Annotated in this window: 17 protein-coding genes; 9 read left to right on the top strand and 8 right to left on the bottom strand. The window is 37.9% G+C overall.

Annotated features, from left to right (window positions below; translation table 11 throughout):
• The first annotated feature begins 7 nt into the window (after window positions 1-7).
• Window positions 8-1,876, top strand: coding sequence for a penicillin-binding protein 2 (gene mrdA, locus ABXT71_RS06115; protein WP_415372958.1), 1,869 nt, complete (start codon window positions 8-10; stop codon window positions 1,874-1,876).
• A complete protein-coding gene (gene rodA / locus ABXT71_RS06110) occupies window positions 1,876-3,129 on the top strand; it encodes a rod shape-determining protein RodA (protein WP_415372957.1) in 1,254 nt (417 codons plus the stop codon). Before mrdA ends, rodA begins: the two co-directional genes overlap by 1 nt.
• Before the next feature lie 34 nt (window positions 3,130-3,163).
• Here rodA and ABXT71_RS06105 read toward each other — a convergent pair whose 3' ends face one another.
• From ABXT71_RS06105 to ABXT71_RS06090, 4 genes are all read right to left on the bottom strand, one after another.
• The gene (locus ABXT71_RS06105; RefSeq protein WP_415372956.1) at window positions 3,164-3,976 is read right to left on the bottom strand and encodes a DNA/RNA non-specific endonuclease; all 813 of its coding nucleotides are present in this window, start codon (window positions 3,974-3,976) and stop codon (window positions 3,164-3,166) included.
• Between the two features lie 188 nt (window positions 3,977-4,164).
• A complete protein-coding gene (locus ABXT71_RS06100; RefSeq protein ID WP_415372955.1) occupies window positions 4,165-7,011 on the bottom strand; it encodes a TonB-dependent receptor in 2,847 nt (948 codons plus the stop codon).
• Between the two features lie 393 nt (window positions 7,012-7,404).
• Window positions 7,405-8,508 (bottom strand): ABC transporter permease, encoded by a 1,104-nt coding sequence (locus ABXT71_RS06095; protein ID WP_415372954.1) that lies wholly within the window; start codon window positions 8,506-8,508, stop codon window positions 7,405-7,407.
• Between the two features lie 13 nt (window positions 8,509-8,521).
• The gene (locus tag ABXT71_RS06090) at window positions 8,522-10,663 is read right to left on the bottom strand and encodes a carboxy terminal-processing peptidase (RefSeq protein ID WP_415372953.1); all 2,142 of its coding nucleotides are present in this window, start codon (window positions 10,661-10,663) and stop codon (window positions 8,522-8,524) included.
• Between the two features lie 194 nt (window positions 10,664-10,857).
• Here ABXT71_RS06090 and surE point away from each other — a divergent pair, with 194 nt between their 5' ends.
• Genes surE through ABXT71_RS06065 form a run of 5 tightly spaced genes read left to right on the top strand, consistent with a single transcriptional unit; the run spans window position 10,858 to window position 15,653 of the window.
• Complete coding sequence (gene surE, locus ABXT71_RS06085; protein WP_415372952.1) at window positions 10,858-11,634, top strand: 5'/3'-nucleotidase SurE; 777 nt, start codon at window positions 10,858-10,860, stop codon at window positions 11,632-11,634.
• Complete coding sequence (locus tag ABXT71_RS06080; RefSeq protein ID WP_415372951.1) at window positions 11,634-11,921, top strand: hypothetical protein; 288 nt, start codon at window positions 11,634-11,636, stop codon at window positions 11,919-11,921. The genes surE and ABXT71_RS06080 overlap by 1 nt, the downstream gene beginning before the upstream one ends.
• A complete protein-coding gene (lpxB, locus tag ABXT71_RS06075) occupies window positions 11,922-13,028 on the top strand; it encodes a lipid-A-disaccharide synthase (RefSeq protein WP_415372950.1) in 1,107 nt (368 codons plus the stop codon).
• Window positions 13,029-13,071: 43 nt separating this feature from the next.
• Complete coding sequence (locus ABXT71_RS06070) at window positions 13,072-13,578, top strand: C40 family peptidase (protein WP_415372949.1); 507 nt, start codon at window positions 13,072-13,074, stop codon at window positions 13,576-13,578.
• A gap of 47 nt (window positions 13,579-13,625) precedes the next feature.
• Window positions 13,626-15,653, top strand: coding sequence for a ComEC/Rec2 family competence protein (locus ABXT71_RS06065; protein ID WP_415372948.1), 2,028 nt, complete (start codon window positions 13,626-13,628; stop codon window positions 15,651-15,653).
• A 21-nt stretch (window positions 15,654-15,674) separates the two neighbouring features.
• Here ABXT71_RS06065 and ABXT71_RS06060 read toward each other — a convergent pair whose 3' ends face one another.
• From ABXT71_RS06060 to ABXT71_RS06045, 4 genes are all read right to left on the bottom strand, one after another.
• Complete coding sequence (locus ABXT71_RS06060; RefSeq protein ID WP_415372947.1) at window positions 15,675-16,217, bottom strand: thioredoxin family protein; 543 nt, start codon at window positions 16,215-16,217, stop codon at window positions 15,675-15,677.
• 21 nt (window positions 16,218-16,238) lie between these two features.
• Window positions 16,239-16,787 carry a thioredoxin family protein gene (locus ABXT71_RS06055; RefSeq protein WP_415372946.1) on the bottom strand — a complete coding sequence of 183 codons (549 nt, stop codon included), beginning with the start codon at window positions 16,785-16,787 and terminating at the stop codon, window positions 16,239-16,241.
• A 97-nt stretch (window positions 16,788-16,884) separates the two neighbouring features.
• A complete protein-coding gene (locus tag ABXT71_RS06050; protein WP_415372945.1) occupies window positions 16,885-18,474 on the bottom strand; it encodes a peptide MFS transporter in 1,590 nt (529 codons plus the stop codon).
• A 34-nt stretch (window positions 18,475-18,508) separates the two neighbouring features.
• Window positions 18,509-20,716 (bottom strand): S9 family peptidase, encoded by a 2,208-nt coding sequence (locus ABXT71_RS06045; protein WP_415372944.1) that lies wholly within the window; start codon window positions 20,714-20,716, stop codon window positions 18,509-18,511.
• A gap of 147 nt (window positions 20,717-20,863) precedes the next feature.
• On the opposite strand from ABXT71_RS06045, the gene ABXT71_RS06040 reads away from it, so the two are divergent.
• Together ABXT71_RS06040 and ABXT71_RS06035 are read left to right on the top strand one after the other, a co-directional pair.
• A complete protein-coding gene (locus ABXT71_RS06040) occupies window positions 20,864-22,177 on the top strand; it encodes a hydroxymethylglutaryl-CoA reductase, degradative (protein ID WP_415372943.1) in 1,314 nt (437 codons plus the stop codon).
• Between the two features lie 3 nt (window positions 22,178-22,180).
• Window positions 22,181-23,095: a GYDIA family GHMP kinase gene (locus tag ABXT71_RS06035; RefSeq protein ID WP_415372942.1), complete on the top strand. Its 915-nt coding sequence runs from the start codon at window positions 22,181-22,183 to the stop codon at window positions 23,093-23,095.
• Window positions 23,096-23,146: the final 51 nt, after the last annotated feature.

Below are 23,146 nucleotides of genomic sequence, written 5' to 3'. Positions count from 1 at the left end.
AACCTTCGTGAGAAAATTTTTACTCCTTATCGTTGTTTTGATTACCGGTCTTGTTTTTACCGGGAGGCTGTTCTATTTACAAGTTTATAATACTTCTTTCCAAGCACTTTCAGAAAGCAATGCGTATAAAGTGATGTATGATTACCCGCAACGAGGGTATATTTTTGATCGTAATGACAAATTGTTGGTTTCAAACCAGCCTTCCTATGATGTAATGGTGATCCCAAGAGAAGTGAAGAATCTAGACACCCTAGAATTTTGTAAACTTTTAAAAATGCCAAGGGAGAAATTTGAGAATATTTTGGCGAAAGCCAGAACCTACTCCCCTAGACTTCCTTACACCGTTGTCCCGCAACTTACTAAAGGTGAATATGCCTACCTGTCTGAAAAGATGCGAAAATATGAAGGGTTTTATATTCGGAAACAATCTTTACGTGATTATCAAGTAAATCATTCTGCAAACGTGTTAGGTTATATTAGAGAAGTGGATGAACGTATTTTGAAGGATAAACCTTATTACCAAATAGGTGAGATAATCGGAATCCAAGGCATTGAGAAAGCCTATGAGGAAGAGTTGCGAGGTGTGAAAGGAGTAAAGTATATACAAAAAGACCGCTTTAATCGAGACATCGGCCCTTATGAAGGTGGTGATTTTGACACCCTACCCAAACGAGGAAATGACATTAGGCTCGCCATAGATGCTGCGCTACAGAAATACGGGGAAGAACTTTTTGTCAATAAGCGAGGCGGGATTGTGGCTATCGAGCCTAAAACCGGTGAAATTCTTGCCTTGATCACAGCACCTTATTACGACCCTAAGTTGTTAGTGGGACGAGACCGCTCTAAAAATTTTAGCAGGATGTTTTACGACTCTATTTCGCGACCACTATTTGACCGCGGCTTGTCTGGTGAGTATCCACCTGGCTCTCCCTTTAAAGCCCTTACGGCACTCATTGGTCTACAAGAAAATGTGATTACTTCACAAGAACGTATTTATTGTGCAGGCTCGTATCGCTATGGTGGTAAAAAGCCATTAGGATGCCACCACCACAAAAGCCCATTAGCTATGGTAGGTGGGATTGCCCAATCATGCAATAGCTACTTTGCGACTGTTTATAGACGCACCATTGAAAAATTTGACACTCCCCAAAAAGGTATTAATTCTTGGAACAAGCATTTAACGAGTTTTGGACTTGGAGCCTACACGGGTCATGATATGCCAAGTGGTCGCAAAGGCCTAATACCAGATGCTGATTATTACAATCGCTATTATCGCTACCCAAAATATAAGTGGTATGCGCCTGCTACTATTTCAAATTCTATAGGGCAAGGAGAGGTCTTGATGACACCGATGCAGATGGCTAACTTTACAGCCGCAATTGCAAATAAAGGCTGGTATATTAAACCCCATGTTATAAAGCAGATAGACAATAAGGATAGCATACCAGGTGACTATTACAAGAAAAACTACACAACCATTAAACCTGAATTTTTTGAACCTGTAATTCAAGGATTATTTGACGTATACAATGAAGGAACAGCAAAATACTTGCAAGTACCCGGTATCGATATTTGCGGAAAGACAGGTACAGCTGAGAATTACACTAGAATAGATGGTGTCACTACAAAACTTACGGATCACTCTACCTTTGTCGCCTTTGCCCCTAAGGATAACCCTCAGATTGCGATAGCCGTATTTGTAGAAAATGGGTATTGGGGATCTAGATGGGCCGGGAAAATTGCTAGTTTAATGATAGAAAAATATCTTAAAGGATCTATTACTAGAACAGATTTAGAAACCTACGTATTAAACGGAAGTTTAGAAGAAGAATATGCTAAGCCGCATAGCGGCATTCCCTTTTTAATTAATCAATAATGAGTAGTGTAACTGCATCACGTTTTGACTGGGTTATCATTTTGCTGTTTTTGGCTTTGGTAAGTATTGGTTGGTTTAATATTTATTCTGCTTCCTATGTGGATAATGTAGAAACCTTTTTTGACTTAGGAAATATCTACACAAAACAACTGATGTGGATTGTTTTAAGCCTTGTGCTTATTGTTTTTATACTTGCTATCGATGTCAAGTTTTATGAGCGGTTTGGGAGTATCATTTACATTGTTACTTTGGTCGCCTTGTTGGGATTATTCGTTCTAGGAAAAAACATTAATGGCGCTACATCTTGGTATTCATTTGGCCCTGTGAGTTTGCAACCTAGCGAATTTGCAAAAGCAGCTACAGCACTTGCCATAGCAAAATACGTGAGTGACATACAGACAAACATGGCGCTGTTCAAAGATCAATTACGCGCTTTTTTAATCATTGCACTACCGGCTCTTTTTATTGTCCCGCAACCAGATCCAGGGAGTGCATTAATTTATGCGGCTTTTGTTTTTCCATTGTACAGAGAAGGTATGCATTATGTTTATTTGTTACTTGGTCTTTTTGCATCTGTACTTTTTGTCGGGACGTTGGCTATAGGAGTGCATTGGATTGCAGGATTCGCGTTACTCGTTGGTCTAGGACTTCTCTTCTATAATCGAAAACTTCGCCCCAATAAAGTAAAATATTTTACCGTAATTTTTGCCTGTGTCGCTTTTGCCTTTTCGGTGAATTATATTTTTAACAATGTATTTGAACAGCGGCACCGTGATCGTTTTAATATTGTTCTTGGAAAGGAAGTAGATGCTAAAGGAATAGGATATAACACCAACCAGAGCGAGATTGCCATAGGCAGCGGAGGCTGGTTAGGAAAAGGCTGGACCGATGGTACACAGACCAAAGGAAACTTTGTTCCTGAACAACATACAGACTACATATTTAGTACGGTAGGCGAAGAATGGGGTTTTGTGGGATCGATGCTCGTGGTACTATTATTCGTTGCGCTGATCATAAGAGTACTCGTCTTAGCGGAGCGACAGAAATCACAATTCGCTCGAGTATACGGCTATAGCGTTGCGGCTATCCTATTCTTTCACTTCTTTGTGAATATCGGGATGGTAACGGGAATATTCCCAACGGTTGGAATACCGCTCCCGTTTTTTAGTTACGGCGGATCTGGATTATGGGGATTTACTATTTTATTATTTATTTTCGTGCGGTTGGATAGTGGGAATTATTACTACACTTAGTCGGCTTGAAATTGAAGACGAAGATGAATCTATATCACTTCCACCATCGTTGAACATCATCTGCACGTTCCAGTCCATTTTCAATAGCATCTGGCAATGCTGGGAAAAAGTCAATACCCGTTTTTTGCTCAATCTCATCTATAGAAACCATGTAGTTATAAAAAGAGCCTGAGGTTTTTCCATTAGGCATTATAAAAGCAATGGCTCTATAATCACCACCGCGTTTATCAAAAATAATTTTATAAAATTCTTCAGGAACTGCTACTCGTTCACTGCCTATTGAGGGAAGACCGTCTTTTAATATACCGCCAGTGATTACATATACATCGTCATACCGTCCGGCCCAATAACGTGCTTTCTGTTCTAGACTGTTCCATAAACCAGTATTAAAACTGTGGTCTTGCGGACTTATATTACTAGTTAAAAATGTTTCATGAAACGCATCATATGTAAACTTACGATCTGCGGCAGGGCATAAATGTCCTCTATCATAGCCAGAGTTTTTGTAATTACGCCAATCTGCAGATTCTGTCTTTACGTCTCTATCTTGTATAAAGTATGGCCGTTCCAAATAATCCTTTGTCAAGTGCTTTTCTAAGAGCTCATAAGCCACCCATTCTGCTTGCTCATATTCTTCTCTGTAACTTAAGGTGTAGTGCACGTGTGCTACAATCTCACCATTGCTTGAAGGCAGCATATCGCTGAAGGCACCATTCAAGGCCATAGGAGCATCTTCCTTATCAAAACTAGGATAATCTTCCGTTTTCTTATTTACGTAGTCTTCTAGATAGTAAAGACCAACAGTGGTGATTGCAATTAAAATAAGGTAAAGGTATTTTCTGTTCATGGAGCATTACTGTGTATAATAAACAAAGATAAGAATCCATCTCTTGGTATATCCTCACTAGATCATAAACTAAGATATCTGCTAAAACTAAACTAGCTTCAAGAACCTACACTAATCTCCCTAAATATAAAAACAAAAAAAACCTCTCCATTTTAACATGAAGAGGCTTTATAAAAAAATATACTCTTTTAGAATCTATAGTTCATTGAAAAGTTAATCATAGTTCCTAATTGACTAAAGTGATACCCATCATACGTCATTTGAGAATAACGTTGATTAAAAGTAATCAAGTTAGAAGGTGAGTTAACAACGGCTGCGCCATCAAGTATCGCCTGACCTGTAGAAGTTGCGTCCGTAAATTCCCATTCTGGTAATACATTTAATAGGTTATTAACGTTTAATGCCAGTGTTATTTTATCAGTCGCACTATAAGTGATTCCTAAATCCGTAACAATTTTAGCTAGAAATTCAGTTCTTAAATCTGAACCGCCATCTTGAACTGCATCAGCAGGTATATCATTACTATCAATAAAAAGACCTTCAAGATTTTGTAAACCTTGTTGGGCAAACTTGGTTTTCCCAAAATAAGTATTATTCAAGTTAAAACCGAATTTACCTAATTCATAATCAGCACCTAAGATCCACTTAGTCTCTGGTCTAGAAGTAAAAAATAAAGCTTCTTGCGTTTCATTTACAACAGATTGACCAGAATTAGCTACTAAAGGAATATCCTTTACATCGCCATCTCTTTCGTTTTGAATAGTATAGTTACCTGATAAATTAAGATTTAATCTACCTTCCCCTAATTCGATGTTTCTTTTACTTAAGACTACATCAATACCAGATGTTCTTGTATCTATCGCGTTAGAAAAGAAACTTACATCACTCAAGTTATTCTCAGATAAAAGAATATCTAATGGATTTGCTGCATCTCCCGTTGCACCAATTTCTGTACCCAATACAATTCTATCTTCAACAGAAATGTTATAGTAATCTACAGTAAAGCTTAGGTTATTGGCAAGTTTTCCACCAAATCCTATTGTGAAGTTCTTAGACGTTTCAGCATCTAATTCTGGTATTCCCAATAATTTTGCCTGTGTAGAGACATTGTTAATTAAACCACCCACTTGAATCCCTTGTCCAGGAACAAAGCTGTATTGTGCTTTTTGAGTATATATCTGGTGTAACGTAGGCGCTCTAAATCCAGAAGATACCGAAGCTCTTGCAGAGATTTTGTCGGTAATTTTATAACGAGAACTAAATTTATAAACAAATGTGTTTCCAAAATCTGAATAATTCTCAGTTCTAACAGTACCACTCAATAAAAACGCTTCACTAACATCATAATCTAAAGATAAATATCCACCGAAGTTATAACGATTAAATTTACCTGAATTTTGAGGTGCATTTCCTGCAAAAGAATCTGCTCCACCACCATCATAAGATGCTAATTCACCTTCAATTACTTCAAAAGTTTCATTTCTAAACTCAGCTCCTACACCAATACTTACTTTATCAGATAAAATTCTATTCATATCAATGTTCCCTACATTATGAGTAAACTTAGTTCCACCTGGATCAAATGATTGCTGGCTATTTGATTGGTATAAAGGTGCCCCCTCAGAAACTTCACCATCATCAATAACTCCATTACTGTTGCTATCAACCCACGTTGATGGAGAAAACACTTCGTTTCTGTTATGAGATTGATTTACTTTATACGTTTGTGTGTTTCCACCTGTAGTATAACTTAGGTCAACATTCCATTCGTTTATTTTTGTTCTTACTCCTACAGTTCCGTTGTAGTCGTTAAGTAGCCCTTCAAATGTAGGCACGTATCCGTCGTATCCACCTGCATTAGTAGGATTGTCTCCTGGGAAAAAATCTGCTAAATATGGAAAATCATCTGCAGTTCTCCAATATGGAGTTCTATAGTTTGCAAAACTGTTTACTTTCTTATACACATATGCTGTATTAAAATATAACTCAGTATCGTCACTTAAATCAAGTCCACCATTTATTAAGAATTTTGAAGAAGCAGTTTCTGGAGAACCATTGATGTTATTTGCATCAGGGTTACGAGATAAAAATTCTTGTACGTCTGCAAGATCTGCACCAAAATCTGCTGCTTCACCGGCAGCATCCACTGTACCAGGTCTGTTCGCTAAGTTTACTTTAGAAAGATCTATTGTATAGTTAACAAATCCTTTGTCGTCTCCAATTTCAGATCCATTATTCACTGAGATTCCTACCATTTCACCATCACCTTCAGAAGTAATTCCTGTTCTTAATGTAGCAGAGCCTTTATTTACATCATCCTTAAGAATAATATTCATTACCCCAGCAATCGCATCAGAACCATATTGTGCAGATGCTCCATCCCTTAGGATTTCAACACGCTTAATTGCGTCTGTAGGTATTGCAGAAATATCTGCACCCGTTTCACCACGTCCTGGTGACGTTTGTGTGTATAATAAGGCACTTAAGTTTTTTCTCTTACCATTAATTAATATTAATGTTCTACTTGGCCCCATGTTTCTTATTTCATAAGGGTCTAGAAGCGACGTCGCGTCATTCACAGGCGTTTGCACTGTATTAAATGAAGGTATCTTATACTGCAAGGCCTTATCAAAGGTTACCTGACCTGTATTTTGGATATCTTCAGAAGTTAAAACATCTACCGGTAAAGCAGTGTCAGTTTGACTTCTAGGTGCCGTTCTTGAACCAACAACTACAACCTCATCTAGACTAAGTCCTTCTGCAAGCGTAATGTTTAATGTCGTTTGGCCATTTACCTTCACACTCTTTGTCTCATAACCTAAAAGGCTAATCACAAGCGTAGCATTGTCCTGCACTGTAATCGTGTAGTTTCCATCAAAATCGGTCAAAGAGCCGTTTGATGTTCCATCTTCAACAATATTTGCTCCAGAAATAGGGGAATTATTCTTATCACTGACAGTACCCTTAACGGTAGTTTGAGCGATTGAGCTGATACTGAAAAGAGTACCTAGTAATAATAAAGTAATTTTTTGCATAAGGTTTGTTTAAAATTAATATTAGATAATTTCAAAACTTTAACGTTTTGAATAAATTATTTCGCTAAAACTACTACTATTAATATCTAATTAACAATTAATTAGCAGTTATATTAATTTAGCTACATCATGAACATTGTATTTTAATAGTAATAAATCAACGTTCAACGGCTTTATTTCCTGTCTCATATTCTATATGAGGCTAGCGCCTATCAAGCACTGAAGGAAACGCCGGATATATATTTCAAAACATAAACAAATAGTATTCCTACCATAAAACATTAAAATACCATTGGGATAACTTTGTAGAATAGATTAACTGATTGGCGCCTAGCGCAGCTAATATGGAAGAATATTACGAAGGCTAGGTTTCAGTATAGGAAATACTTAAAACTACCCCTTAACATCGAGCGCATCCCGCAGCCCATTACCAATCATCATAAAGGCAGTGACTAAACTCATAATAGCCACTCCAGGTATCAGAGCAAGAAAAGGCTTTCCTAGAATAATATAACTGTAATGGTCTTTAATGATACCACCCCAACTAGGCATTGGTGGCTGCGCGCCTATCCCTAGAAAACTAAGACCGCTTTCTATGAGGATAGCTCCTGCGAAGTTCGCTGCGCTTATAATGATTACCGGCGCTAAGCAATTAGGCAAAATATGTTTTGTTATTATTCTAAAATCTTTAAAACCCAAAGCTCGAGCTGCAGTCACATACTGCTGTTCTTTAACACTCAGTACCTGCCCGCGCACCACTCTTGCCACTTCTACCCACATGGTGAGGCCCACGGCGACAAACACTTGCCAGAATCCTTTGCCCAATGCTAGTGTAATTGCAATCACCAATAATAAGGTCGGGATAGACCAAGTCACATTGATGACCCACATAATAGCGGCATCAATCTTACCGCCATAATAGCCCGCAATTGCTCCCAAGGTAACCCCTATAATTAAAGAGATAAACACGGCAACAAAACCAATAGCTAAAGAAATACGAATCCCTACTAACATCCTACTCAATAAATCGCGGCCATATTTATCTGTCCCCAAGTAGAACTTTTGTTGCTTGATATATTTTGACATTATTTGATCTCCAGAGGATGCCTTTGGAAATGAGCTGAATTTGTAAGCTGCTTCTATTCCTTCAAGATTTCCTTCTGAGTAGGGTGTGATACTCACTCCAGATTCTGTGACGCGATAGGAAGAAATAGGCAGCTCTGTATCTGTGTTATCTTTTCCGACGAAAAAAGAGGCTAAGGTGTTCTCTTTTTGTGTCTCTGAAGGAATGGTGAGCATCTGCACCTCAAAACCTGGCGACCTGCTGCTGATAGAAAGATGCATTTGATTTGCGTTCTTAGAATCGTCTGGTGCCAGGGCGTATGCAAACACCGCAACAAAAAAACACAAGACTAAAAACCAAAAACTAAAAACGCCCCAGAAATTCTTCTTGAATTTCTGGAGCGCTAATGAAGTTAATGAGGTTGCGTTTTTCACCTCACAAAGCTACTTAATTTTTTATTTCGGTAACCTTGTTCTTTCTAATGTTATTCAACTTTAAATCTTGTAGCACGTTTACGGCTTCTTCTACATAAATATCTTTTGCAAGACTCTTATGCCAACGCTTGCGCTTTTCTCTCAAAGTGGTGTCTTGTTTCATTAGTTCCATTTCAAAAGGTAAGGAACGGTAACTCATTTTATTGTCATACTTATTGATGGCTTCAAATTTCTCTCCTTCCTTAATACGAGCATCGATTTCACTTTTGTATTCCGTAAAATTAAGTGTTACCTCCATCTCGTCTCTACGTTTCTGAATCCAGTGTGCGTTTTCATCAATGAGGGCAAGTTGCTCACTCAAGACCATACGCGCCTTGCTTTTTGCAATGGCAGCGTCAAAATCTATGTACCCATCAAAAACATCATAGTTTGCAGGTTCTATTTTATCATACGGCAAAGGGTTGTCATAATCACGTTCTCCTATATCTATATAACTGTAACGATCTGGCATCACAACATCACTCTTCACTCCTTCTAGTTGCGTAGAACCACCGTTTACTCTGTAAAATTTTTGGGTGGTTATTTTTAATGCACCTATGTCGCCAACGTCGCTGTTGCGTAACCATTGATTAAGATCTACTACATTTTGTACCGTACCTTTACCATAACTTTGTTTACTACCCAAGATAATTGCTCTTTTATAATCTTGCATCGCAGCAGCTAAAATCTCTGATGCAGATGCAGAAAGCTCATTTACTAAAATCACTAAAGGACCGTCCCAAGTAATGCTCTCATCTGTATCCTCAAGTACTTCCTTATTTTTACCGCTTGACGCTACTTGCACAACAGGTCCATCCTTAATAAACAAACCAGAAATCTCAACCGCGGTTCTTAATGATCCACCGCCATTATCACGAAGGTCTAAAACAAGGCCTTCTATTCCTTCTTCCTTAAGGCGTTCTATTTCTTTTTTAACATCACTTGCTGCATTACGTTTGTCATAATCTTCCATATCAAAATAGAACTGAGGGAGATTTACCAAACCAAAGGTCTTATCCTCTTTTTCTATGACAGTAGATTTTGCGTAGGTTTCTTCTAGCTCTACCACGTCACGGGTGATAATCTCTTCATCTATAGTCCCATCTACACGCTTAATCGTTAAGATTACCTTAGTTCCTTTAGGCCCTTTTATTAGCTTAATGGCATCGTCTATGCGCATCCCCACTATACTCACGGCTTCTTCTTCATCATCTTGACGCACTTTAACAATCGCATCTCCTACATCCATATGCTCACCGCGCCACACTGGACCACCACTAATTACCTCTGTAATCGTTATGTAATCATTTTTCTTTTGCAGCCTCGCCCCTATTCCTTCTAGTTTTCCACTCATTCTTAAATCAAAACGATCTCTGTCTGGTGGTGCAAAATAGTTTGTGTGCGGATCAAACTGCTCCACAATAGTATTTAAGAAAATGGCAAAATAATCTTTACGTTCTAAGTCGTCCGTAAATTCAAAATATTCATCAAGTGATGTCAAGGTAGACTTTCGTGATTTTTTTTCTATTTCTTTTTCAGCACGAGCCGTAAAACTTTCGTCCGTCTTTATTTTTTCTTGGTCTTCCTCATATAAATCGTAGTAACCTGATATCGTTGAAAATTTCAACTGCATCCTCCATCGCTCCTTTAATTGCCTTTTATCTGTCACATACTTCGTATTGTCATAATCTACATTGATCACCTCTTTCTCGTTGTAGTCGAATGGTTTTTTTAACACCGCTGCATACATTTTTCTTGCTTCATTCTGGCGTTCTACAAAACGTGAGTAGACTTCATTAAAGAATGTCAAATCTTTTGCAAGCAATTGATCATCAACATCAAATTTGTATTCTTCAAACTCCGCAATATCGCTGGCTAAAAAATATCTTTTAATTGGGTCTAGTCCATCAATGAAGTTATTGAATATGGATTCTGAAAAGGCGTCATCCATTTGCGCTGGACTATAGTGTCCCTTCTCTAATACATATGAAATAAGGTCTAATAATAACTTATCTTTATCTGGATCTTGAAACTCCTTTGTGGTAAAACTGCAAGATGCTGCTGCCACAAAAACAGCTAAAAATAATACTTTAAAATTCTTTTTCACAATACGCATAAGTCTCTTCATTTTAGTATGGACTAAATTATGCATAAAAACCGTGCCATCAGGAAGATTAGGGTTTAAAGTTTTGTTAATCCGAAATTTTAAACCCTATTCAAGGTCTTCGTTAATGATGACGAAGTGAAAGGGGATAGCATTTCAGAATTGCCTGTAATAATTGTATTTTTGTGATTAAATTATCATTTTTAATGTCAAAAAAGAAACCCCTTATCTTAGTAACTAACGACGATGGTATTACAGCTCCAGGAATTCGCACACTTATAGAAGTTATGAATACTATAGGAGACGTTGTCGTTGTGGCCCCAGATGCGCCACAAAGCGCCATGGGTCATGCCATTACAATTAACGATATTTTATATTGCAATAAAGTTAAAGTGGCCGAAGGCCAACCACAAACAGAATATAGTTGCAGTGGAACACCTGTAGACTGCGTAAAACTGGCTGTAAACGAGTTATTAGACCGTAAACCTGATCTTTGTGTAAGCGGTGTAAATCACGGAAGCAATAGCTCTATTAATGTGATTTATAGTGGAACAATGAGCGCAGCCGTAGAAGCGGGAACGATTGGAATTCCTGCCATTGGATTTTCATTATTGGATTATTCTCTAGAAGCTGATTTTGAACCAGCAAAAAAATATATTGAATTAATGGTGCGACAATGCCTAGAAAACGGCTTACCAGAAGGAGTAGTCCTAAATGTAAACTTTCCAAAGTTATCTGCTAGCAAGATAAAAGGTATCAAGGTTTGTAGACAGGCAAATGCACACTGGGAAGAGAAATTTGACAAACGAACAAACCCACTTGGTCGTGATTATTACTGGCTTACTGGAGAATTTATAAATAAAGATAAAGGCGAAGACACAGACGAGTGGGCGCTGGAACACGGTTATATTTCTGTGGTACCCGTGCAGTACGACCTCACCGCACATCACGCAATACAAACAATTAACACCTGGGATATGTAATGCAAAAAAGTCATAAAGAAATATTTATTGGAATAGGAATCGGTATTGTCGCAAACCTGATAGGAAGTTATCTGTACATTTATTTTTTCTCAAAATACAGCGTAGACAGTACCTGGGATTTAATCATCAAAGAAGACCTCTTAGGCAGTATCATTGCACTTGGAGCCATTTTAAATTTGATCGCCTTTTTCTTATTACTGAAAAAAAATCAAGTAACCCGAGCTAGAGGTGTTTTAATTGCCACCCTAGGCGCAGCGATTTTAGTTTTGATTTCAAAATTTTTATAGATGAAATATTATCTCATAGCTGGCGAAGCTTCTGGAGACCTACACGGGGCAAACCTTATGAAGGCACTCAAGGTGCAAGATCCTGAAGCAGAATTTAGGTTTTGGGGCGGTGACTTAATGCAAGCACAAGGCGGTACGATGGTTATACATTATCGCGAACTCGCCTTTATGGGTTTTGCAGAAGTGGTGTTAAATCTAGGGACAATTCTAAAAAATATTGCCCTTTGTAAAAAAGACATTGCTGGATTTAAACCAGACCGAATTATCTTTATTGACTACCCTGGCTTTAATCTTAGGATTGCAAAATGGGCAAAACTACATAGTATTAATACTCATTATTATATTTCGCCTCAAATCTGGGCGTGGAAAGAAGGTCGCATTAAAGGCATTAAACAAGCGGTGGACGAGATGTATGTAATTCTCCCTTTTGAAAAAGACTTTTACGAAAAAAAACATAATTTTCCAGTACACTTTGTGGGACACCCACTTATTGATGCCATTGCCGATAGAGACCCTATTAATCCGAAGGTGTTTAAAAAGGAACACGGCTTGGATGATAAACCTATTATTGCTTTATTACCGGGAAGTAGAAAGCAAGAGATAGGAAAAATGCTGTCTGTAATGTTGGCAGTGACTAAAGATTTTCCTGAATATCAATTTGTCATTGCAGGAGCACCTAGCCAAACTAAGGTATATTACAAAATCTTTATCAAACAAAACAACGTACGTTTTGTTGCTAACAAAACCTACGATTTACTTTCGGTGAGCCATGCTGCTTTAGTGACTTCTGGAACGGCAACATTAGAAACTGCTTTATTCAAGATTCCGCAAGTAGTCTGCTACAAAGGTAGCAGGGTTTCTTATGAGATTGCAAAGCGTGTGATTAAATTAAAATACATCTCATTAGTAAACCTTATTCTCGATAAGGAAGTGGTGACAGAGTTGATCCAAACAGAATTTAATGCGAAGCGTCTCAAAGAAGAACTCATTAAAATCTTAGATAAGCATCAACGAGCTAGCTTGTTTTTAGAGTATTATGACTTGGAGAAAAAACTCGGTGGTAAAGGAGCGAGCAGGAAAACTGCTGAGTTGATTAGTAAGAAATAACTTAAATTGCAGTAAAGTCCCCAGACGCTACAAAATTGCATCTATGAAAAACATTGTTTCCCTGCTGCTACTCCTACTATTCATTAGTTCTTGTGGCTCTAAAAAGTCAGTGCCTCTTAAAAACGGAGTCATTACCTCTTCTGAAATAACAAAATCTTCTTCCTATAAACAAATAGACAACATCATTGATGATGCCATGCGATACGAAGGAACCCGCTATAAATATGGAGGCACCACAAAAAGCGGGATGGATTGCTCTGGATTAGTGTACGTCGTATTCAAAGAAAACAATATCCCTTTGCCACGAGTTTCACGTGATATAGCAAAGAGAGGCACTAAAATAGTACTCAAAAAAGCAAAAGAAGGAGACCTTTTGTTCTTCCAGACTAACAAAAATAGAAATGTGATTAATCATGTGGGGCTGGTTATCTCTGTAAAAGGAGAAATTGTAACTTTTATACACAGCTCTACTTCCCGGGGCGTCATTATTTCTACGATGGATGAAAATTATTGGAAAGGTGCCTTTGTAGCAGTGAGACGTATCATTTAATTGTCTACATTGTGCTAAATCGTTCATTTAGAACGTCTTTGGTATCTATGAAATTTATCAACTATCCCATTATCAAGTTTTCATTTTGCTTGACGCTTGGTATTTTATTTGCGCATTATTTTGGTGACTACTTTAAAGCACCTCTTTACGTACTCCTTATTTTGCTTGCCAACATTGCTATTCTCTGGCTAATTGCACGTAAAAAACTATTTCAAAATGCAGTTTTCGGAATTGCAACTTATCTTACTTTTATCAGCATTGGGTACATCAACTATCAAAACCGGTTACCAGAAAACACGACCAGTCATTATCTTCACGTGACTGCCATAGACAGTCCCCATTTTCTCGAACTTAAAATAACTAAAGAACTCAAGCCCGACATCTATAATCACAAGTATATAGCTACGCTGCAGCGCTTAGACGGCAAATCAGTAAAAGGAGACTTGTTGCTTATTATTAAAAAAGACGCGGTCGTTCAAGCTCTTCAATTAGACGACTTAGTACTCATCAATAAAGAAATCAAATCTATTCGTGCGCCACAAAACCCACATCAGTTTGATTATGCTGCTTATATGCGAACCTTGGGTATTTATGGTCAAATAAGAATTCTGCCTTCGGAAATTATAATGTGTAAAAAAGGCACAACAACTATTACAGGATATGCAGAAGGAATACGAAGTCACATAATAGCCAAGCTGAAACAATCCCCCATTGGTGATGAAGAACGCGCCATTGTTCAAGCTTTATTATTAGGCCAAAAAAACGAAATAAGTAAAGAAACTTTTAACGACTACGCTGCCGCAGGAGCGATTCATATTCTTGCAGTATCTGGTCTGCACGTAGGTATTATCTATTTTATACTATTAGCCGTGTTTTCGCCACTTCGTCGTTTTACACATGGACGTCAAATACAAAGTATATTCATCGTGATTTGCCTTATTATTTTTGCCATTATCACTGGTTTATCACCTTCTGTGACGAGGGCAGTGACGATGTTTAGTTTTTTGGCATTTGCAGGATTACTTAACAGACAGACTGGAACCATAAATACACTTGCACTTTCTTATTTGGCACTGCTACTATGTAACCCATTGTGGATTTTTCATGTAGGTTTTCAGCTGAGCTACCTCGCCGTATTCTTCATTGTATGGATGCAGCCCTTACTCAGAGACCTTATCTCTACCCCCAACTATCTAAGTAGAAAAATATGGGAAATCAGCACCGTGACTATCACGGCTCAGTTAGGATTACTGCCCTTGAGTCTTTACTATTTTCATCAATTCCCAGGCCTATTTATTATCACCAATGTGGTCATTCTTCCATTTCTTGGGTTGCTACTTGGCGCGGGTATTGTCATTATTATTTTAGCACTTATCAATATGTTGCCAGATTGGTTGGCAGAAATATTTAGTGCTATCATTAAGGCTTTAAATGATTTCATTGCCTGGATTGCCGCCCAAGAAGATTTTCTGTTTCAGGATATACCTTTTTCTATCTTTAAGGTATTTGGGACCTATTTCGTAATTATCTCTGTGGTGTTACTTTGGAAGAAATTAAATTTCAAAAGAATTGTGATTGCTTTAGGGAGCATTGCGATATTGATTTCGATATTTAGTTATGATCGATGGAAAAGTACAGATAGTGAATTGGTCATATTTCAGAAGAGTAGAAAAACTTTGATTGCCGCAAAGCAGAACCAAGAATTGTTTGTCTTTAGCTCAGACACCGCGCAATCGATTTTTAGTTCTTATCCATTGAAGTCATATAAGACGAGGGTGGAAGTTGGGACATTTAGGCAAGAAGGAGTGCCTGATTATTTTTTATTTAATGGGCAAAGTATTGTAATTATTGATAGCATGAGTGTGTATCCTAAACTGCGTCGCATTGACTATTTAGTGCTCACAGAAAGTCCTAAAATACATCTGGAACGCGCGCTTGACAGTTTGCAACCACGCCAGGTAATTGCTGACGGCAGTAATTATACTTCTTATGTGAATAGATGGCGGGCCACGTGCTTAAAACGAAAAATCCCTTTTCACCATACGGGCAAAAAGGGAGCTTTTATACTGGAGTAATACGCGCTATTTACTGCTCTTTCATTCTTTAAACTTGTGCTTAAATTCTTTCTGGTAGTCCTGCCATTTTTGCGCTGTGGTTACTTCTAGATATTCATCTGTTGCAATCATCTTTAGATATACTTCCAGTTGTTTCGGTGTTTTATATCCCGGTACGGCTTGGATTAATGTCCCATTATCTTCAAAGAAAACAATGCTTGGATATCCTTGCAATTTTAATGCATCGGCAAAAAAATGTGTTGCATTTCTTCCTCTTCTTCCTTCTTGATAATTGGGGTTTGTATACGTAAAACCATCGTGGGTAATAGACTCCGTTCCTTCCGCGTTAAACTTAACAGCATAATAATTTTTGTTGATGTAATCTATCACATCTGGATTACTAAACGTGTTTTTGTCTAACAATTTACAAGGACCACACCAGACGGTGTAGACATCCATCATTATCTTTTTTGGTGTTTCAGTTTGAGCCGCAAGTGCTTCGTCCATTGTCACCCAATTTATTTTTTGCGCTGATACCGTTGCAGCAGAAAATACGGCAAATACTATAAGAATCTGTTTCATCATAATTGATTTCATTGCTACTCCTTACTTTACTTTAAACGTTGGTTTAAAGCTTAGTGTGTACTTATTAAAGTCTTCTTGCGTTTTTACCGCTTTGTAATCACCTTCAGCAAAAAGCTTTAAGTACAATTCTAACTGCTGTGGATTTCTATAACTTTTTACTGTAGTAAGCACTTCGCTTTCTTTATTGATAAAAACAACCGTTGGGTATGCTCTTACACCAACGTGGCGCGTAAACTGGTGCACACTATTACGTCGACTAGCCTTTACAGGGTCGTAATTGGGGTTTAAGAAGTCCTTATTATTAAATCTTACTGGCTCATCGCCTTCTGCATTAAACTTTACTGCGTAATAGTGCTCATTAATATAATCTGCTACATCTGCATTACTAAAAGTATCACGATCCATCATTTTACATGGGCCGCACCATTTAGTATACATATCTACAAAGATAAGTCGTGGCTCCTTCTCTTGTGCCGCTAAAGCGTCATTCATAGACATCCAATTTATCTTCTGGGCAGACATTACACCTGTTACCAAAACTAAGGCAATCAATACTATACGTTGTAACATTAAATAGTTTTAATGAACCTATTTAAACGAGTTCAGTGTGTTAAAGCAAAAAACGTTCCACAAAAGGGAACGTTTTTTATTTAAAATAATTGTACAATTAACGGATGCCGTGCATCTTCTTTATAAGCATTTTGTTTAAAAGCAACATGATAATCCCAGCTCCAATAGGAATTAAAGTAAATATCATAAAGAAGTAAGACAGTCCTTTTTCTTCAAGAATAGGATCCATATAACTACCCGTAATACCTGCGGCTGTATTTGCAATAAAGTTTGCTACAAACCATACTCCAAACATTAAACCTACCAGTTTAACCGGGGCTAACTTACTTACATAAGAAAGTCCTACTGGTGATACACAAAGTTCTCCTAAGGTATGTAATAAATAAGCAAATACTAAGAACATCATACTTACTCCAGCTGTTTTTGCTCCTAATGGTATAGTCATTGAACCATATGCCAAAATTCCAAAACCAAGACCCAATAAGATAAGACCAATTGCAAATTTTACTGGTCCTGATGGATTGTATTTACTCTGCCATAATTTTGAAAATAATGGTGCAAAAGCAATAATAAAGAATGAGTTAAGAATACCAAACCAAGATGCTTTAACCTCAGCAACTTCTGCATTAAATTCTCTTACTAACATCCAGATTACAATACCCCAAATAATAACAAAACTAGTACCTAGCAATAGGTTAGATAATGAGTATTTAGAATAGGTTTGTCTAAACAACATTCCGAGAACCCAAGTGATAATAACCATTGGGACTATTGTAAGTATCGTATTAAATATTTTGAAGGTAAGCGCTCCATCACCTACCAATACCCTGTCTGTGTAATCCGCAGCAAAAATAGTCATCGAACCACCAGCCTGCTCAAAGGCCCACCAGAAAAAGATCGTAAAGAATGCAAGAACACCAATTACAATAAGGCGATCCTTAGTAACTTTAGAAGTCTGTGCGTCTTCAACAGTATCTTCTATTGCATCTTTAGCATTTTCTAAACTATCCTCTAAAGCGTCATCAAAATCTTGCGTGTTCTTTGGCGAAAGACCAATACGTCCAAAGATCTCTTGAGCGAAATGGAACTGTAACATTCCGAAGAACATAAAAATTCCTGCCAGTCCAAATCCATAATGCCATCCTATAGACTCTCCTATATAACCACATAATAAAATACCTAAGAAAGCACCTGCGTTGATACCCATATAGAATATGGTATATCCTGCATCCTTTTCTTTCCCTTGATTTTTATATAATTGACCTACCATTGAAGAAATATTCGGCTTAAATAAACCGTTCCCAATAATTAAAAGACCTAATCCAATGTAAAAGAACGGATCTGCAAATACTTCTAGCGCCATGGAAGCATGACCTAAGGTCATCAACAATGCACCTAGTATAATCGCCTTGCGATATCCTGTAAGTTTATCAGCAATTAAACCTCCAAAAATTGGAGTGATATAAACAAGACCTGTATACCAACCATATAATACTAAAGCTTCAGATCGATCCCATCCCCAGCCTTCATCTAACATTGATGAAACTAAAAACAGCACCAATAGTGCTCGCATACCGTAGTATGAAAAACGTTCCCACATCTCTGTGAAAAACAATACAAATAAACCAGATGGGTGACCTAACACCGTTTTTTGGTTTGTTTCTGAACCTCCAAATTTAAATTCCATTGAATAATTTATTTATTAATTATTAATTGTGATCTTACTTCGTCCCCATTTTCACCTTCGGTGTTCCCAAAGATTCTTTAATGAAGTTCGTCATTTTCTTGTATAAATGCAGCCGTGTATTTCCGCCGTAAATACCGTGATTTTTATCAGGGTAAATTGCCCAGTCAAATTGTTTATCTGCTTGCACCAATGCTTCTACGAGTCGCATCGTATTCTGTACGTGCACATTATCATCTGCGCTACCGTGTACTAATAAATAGTCGCCTTTTAATTTATCTACATGAGAAGAAGGCGAGTTAGTATCGTACCCACTTGCATTTAATTGTGGAGTGCTCATATAACGCTCCGTATAAATAGTATCATAAAAGCGCCAGCTTGTTACCGGTGCAACTGCAATCGCCATAGTAAAAGTATCTGCTCCTTGAAACAAACAGTTACTCGACATAAAACCACCATAACTCCATCCCCAAATTCCTATTCTATCTTCATCAATAAAAGACATAGCTCCTAGTTTTTTTGCCGCAGAGATTTGATCTTCTACTTCATATTTACCCAACTCGTTTTGCGTCATTTTTTTAAAATCACGCCCTTTAAATCCCGTTCCACGTCCATCTACACAAGCGATAATAAATCCTTCTTGCGCTAGCATTTGATGCCAGTAATCATTACTGCCATTCCATTTGTTTGCTACTTGCTGAGAACCTGGACCAGAATATTGATACATAAATAATGGGTACTCCTTAGTAGGATCAAAATCTTTAGGTTTGATCATATACATATTCAAATCCTCCCCATTCACATTGATCGTAGAGAATTCTTTATCCGAAATAGTATAACCTTTTAAAGCGTCCATCAATCCACTATTATCTTTAATATCTCTCACCACTTCCCCACGCTTAGCGTCATTTAGAGTATACCCATAAGGCGTATCTGTATTATGAAAGGTGTTGATGAAGTAGGTAAAGTCTGCACTAAAAGAAGCGCTATTCGTTCCAGTTCCTGCGGTTAGACGCTGTTTTCCAGTTCCATCTGTTTTGATAGAATATACATCTCTGTTGATGCTTCCATTCTCTGTGCTTTGGTAAAATATACGACTTGACCCTTCGTCAAAACCGTAGTAACTTGTCACTTCCCATTCACCTTTTGTGATCTGGTTGATGAGCTCCCCTTTTTTATCATAATGGTATATTTGGTTCCACCCATCCTTCTCGCTAGTCCAGATAAAGCTATTGTCATCAAGAAATGTCAAGTTATCTGTCACATCTACATACGCGTCGTCCGTGTCTTTTAGGATCAAAATTGCCTTAATATCCTCTGCGTCTACAAATACTAAGTCTAGAGCATTTTGCTTTCTTCCTGTCAATTGCACACTCAAGATATTTTTATTGCTTGTCCACTTAATTCTCGGAATATAGTAACTATCAAAAGCTCGTAAATCTACCATCTCTGTCTTTCCAGAAGCTACATCATACATATGCAAGCTCACCTTAGCATTAGGATCTCCCGCCTTAGGGTATTTAAAAACTTGCTGGTCAGGATATAAAGCTTCGCCATACACATCCATAGAAAAACGAGGCACCTCTGTTTCGTCAAAACGAATAAAAGCTAATTTACTCCCATCACTATTCCAGTCAAAAGCACGTACAAAAGCAAATTCTTCTTCATAAACCCAGTCAGTAATTCCGTTAATAATGCTGTTTTTCTGTCCGTCGCTCGTAATTTGTTTTACGGCTCCAGTGGCAAGGTCTTTAGTAAACAGGTTATTATCTTTCCCGTAGGCCACCTTGCTACCGTCCTTAGTTAAGTGTGGTTCCTGTATTTTATCTTCGGAAATTTTAGTGAGTTGCTTACTCGTTAAGTCATAAAGCACATAGTCACCTAATGAAGAACGACGATAGATTTGTTTTGAATCTGTTGCGATAAGCATTTTACTTTCATCTGCACTTAGCTCATAGGATAAGATGCGATCTAAGCCAGCCACATCTTTAGTATCCACTAAGGTGCGTACCTTTTTACCGTTTTTGTAATCGTAGACATCCACCGTGGCGCTATTTGTATTTCGATGTTGATTTAACACTGCATATTCTTTACCGTTGTTTAAAGAGTGCAATGCATCAAGGCCTTGTGTTCTATATTTTCCACTCCAGATATCTTCTAGAGTGATCTCTTTTTGTTGTGCGGTTGCAGTAAAAGAAGTTGCGATAAACAACAAGAAAAGTGGAATGCTGAGGAAGTATTTCAATCTGTTAAAATTTTGTTAGAGCAAGTTTACTAAAAAATCCTAAAAAATCGTCCGTTTTTCTGTTAATTCCCTCGTGTTTGTTCGCAACTTCGCATAAAATTCGCCACTTACTTTAACTATATTTGCCTAATCAAACCAAAAATAGTTATGCCAAGTCCCGTTTCTGGATTTTCTAAAAAAACTAAAGCCGAAAAAATAGCCTGGCTTGCCTCCCAATATTTAGAGCAAGATCTACACGCTATTGAAATTTTAAAAAGCTACTGGAATCAAGATCCTAAACTGCAACAGCTGCACGACGACTTTATAGAAAACACACTCACTAATTTTTATTTACCACTTGGTATTGCACCTAATTTTTTAATAAACAACAAACTCTATGCCCTCCCTATGGTCACAGAAGAAAGCTCTGTAGTAGCTGCGGCGAGTAATGCGGCGAAATTTTGGTTAGACAGGGGCGGCTTTCAAGCACAAGTTATTTCTACTGTAAAAAACGGACAGGTGCACATCAATTACTTTGGAAAAACTGCGGAGCTCACAGCTTTTTTCAATCAAATTAAACCTATATTAATCGAGAGTATCGCAGACACGCAACGAAATATGCAAAAACGCGGTGGCGGTCTTATTGATATGATTCTTGTAGATAGCACTAAAGATTTAGAGGGTTATTATCAACTGCACTGCACTTTTGAAACGGGTGATGCGATGGGTGCAAATTTCATTAACACCTGCTTAGAGTCGTTTGCAAACACGCTCGAAAAAGAAGCTACTACATATAATGCCTTTGAAGCAGCAAATAAGTTTCCCGAAGTCGTTATGAGCATTCTTTCTAACTATGTTCCAGATTGCACAGTAAAAGCTTCAGTGACTTGTAAGGTGTCTGAGTTGGCGCAAAAAAACATAAGCGGCGAAGAGTTCGCTACAAAATTTGTACGAGCAATCCAGATTGCAAAAACAGAACCTAGAAGAGCAGTGACCCATAACAAAGGCGCTATGAATGGCATTGATGCTATAGTTATTGCTACAGGCAATGATTTTAGAGCTGTCGAAGCTGGGGTTCATTCTTATGCAGCGCGAGATGGCAAATACACCAGTCTAACAGACGCCTGCGTAGAAGGAGACACGTTTCACTTCTGGATTGAAATCCCATTAGCCGTGGGTACCGTGGGTGGGCTTACCCGTTTACACCCTATGGCAAAAGTGGCTTTTAAAGTTTTACAACAGCCAGACGCGCAAGAATTAATGAAAATCATCGCTGTTTCTGGTCTTGCTCAAAACTTTGCAGCAGTCAGATCATTAACCACAACTGGGATACAGAAAGGACATATGAAAATGCACTTGATGAATATTCTAAACCAACTTGCAGCAAGCTCTGAGGAAAAAGAAAAAACTATTTCCCATTTTACGAATCAGGCAGTTACTCATAGTGCCGTTGTCACTTTTGTTAACCTATTAAGAAACTAAACCGTGGAACGCACCTTTTACAGTCACGGTAAACTCTTACTCACTAGCGAATATGTCGTTCTCGATGGTGCAATGGCACTTGCCATTCCTACAAAAAAAGGACAGACCTTAAAAATTACTCACACTGGTTCAAAAAATAATTGCATTCACTGGCGCAGTTTTACTGTGGAAGGTGACTGCTGGTTTGAAGACACGCTGAGCATAAGTCAACACGGTATTGTTTCTCTAAAAAATACTGAAATTTCAAAAACGCTTTGCGAGATTCTTTTGGCGGCACAACGACTTAATCCTTTGTTTTTAAACCAGGTGATAGAAAGAACGGTAGTGACACAACTAGAATTTCCGAAGTCATGGGGCCTGGGTTCTTCTTCTACCTTAATAAATAACATTGCGCAATGGGCAGCGGTAGACGCCTTCTCTTTGCTCTTTAACTCTTTTAAAGGGAGTGGTTATGATATTGCTGCGGCCCAGATGCACACGGCATTTTTGTATCAAGTGGCGCATGAAACTCCTAGTTTCAGCCCATCTCCTTTAGCTTGGACATTCACAGATCAATTGTTTTTTATTTATTTAAACAAGAAACAAGATAGTAAAGAAGGGATTTCACATTATAAGACGAAACGCGGCTCCCAACAAATTGACTTTAAATATTTCTCAGCTATTTCCGAAGCTATTATTGCCGTAACAACACTAGATGGTTTTAAAACTCTAGTAGAAAATCACGAACGAGCTATTTCGGAAATCATTGAAATGCCTACCGTCAAAGAACTGCTCTTCTCAGAATATAGCGGTGCTATTAAAAGTCTTGGTGCTTGGGGTGGAGATTTTGTTTTGGCCACTGGAACCGCAGTCGAGATGCGCTATTTTAAAGAGAAAGGATACGAGACTGTTATTCCTTTTTCTGAAATGTGCCTATAAAAAAACCTCTCCCAAATGGAAGAGGCTTTCAATAAATATACGCTGTATTGA

The organism is Patiriisocius sp. Uisw_047 (assembly GCF_047730165.1).
Lineage (GTDB): Bacteria > Bacteroidota > Bacteroidia > Flavobacteriales > Flavobacteriaceae > Patiriisocius.
This window is presented reverse-complemented; position numbering and strand designations above follow the sequence as displayed.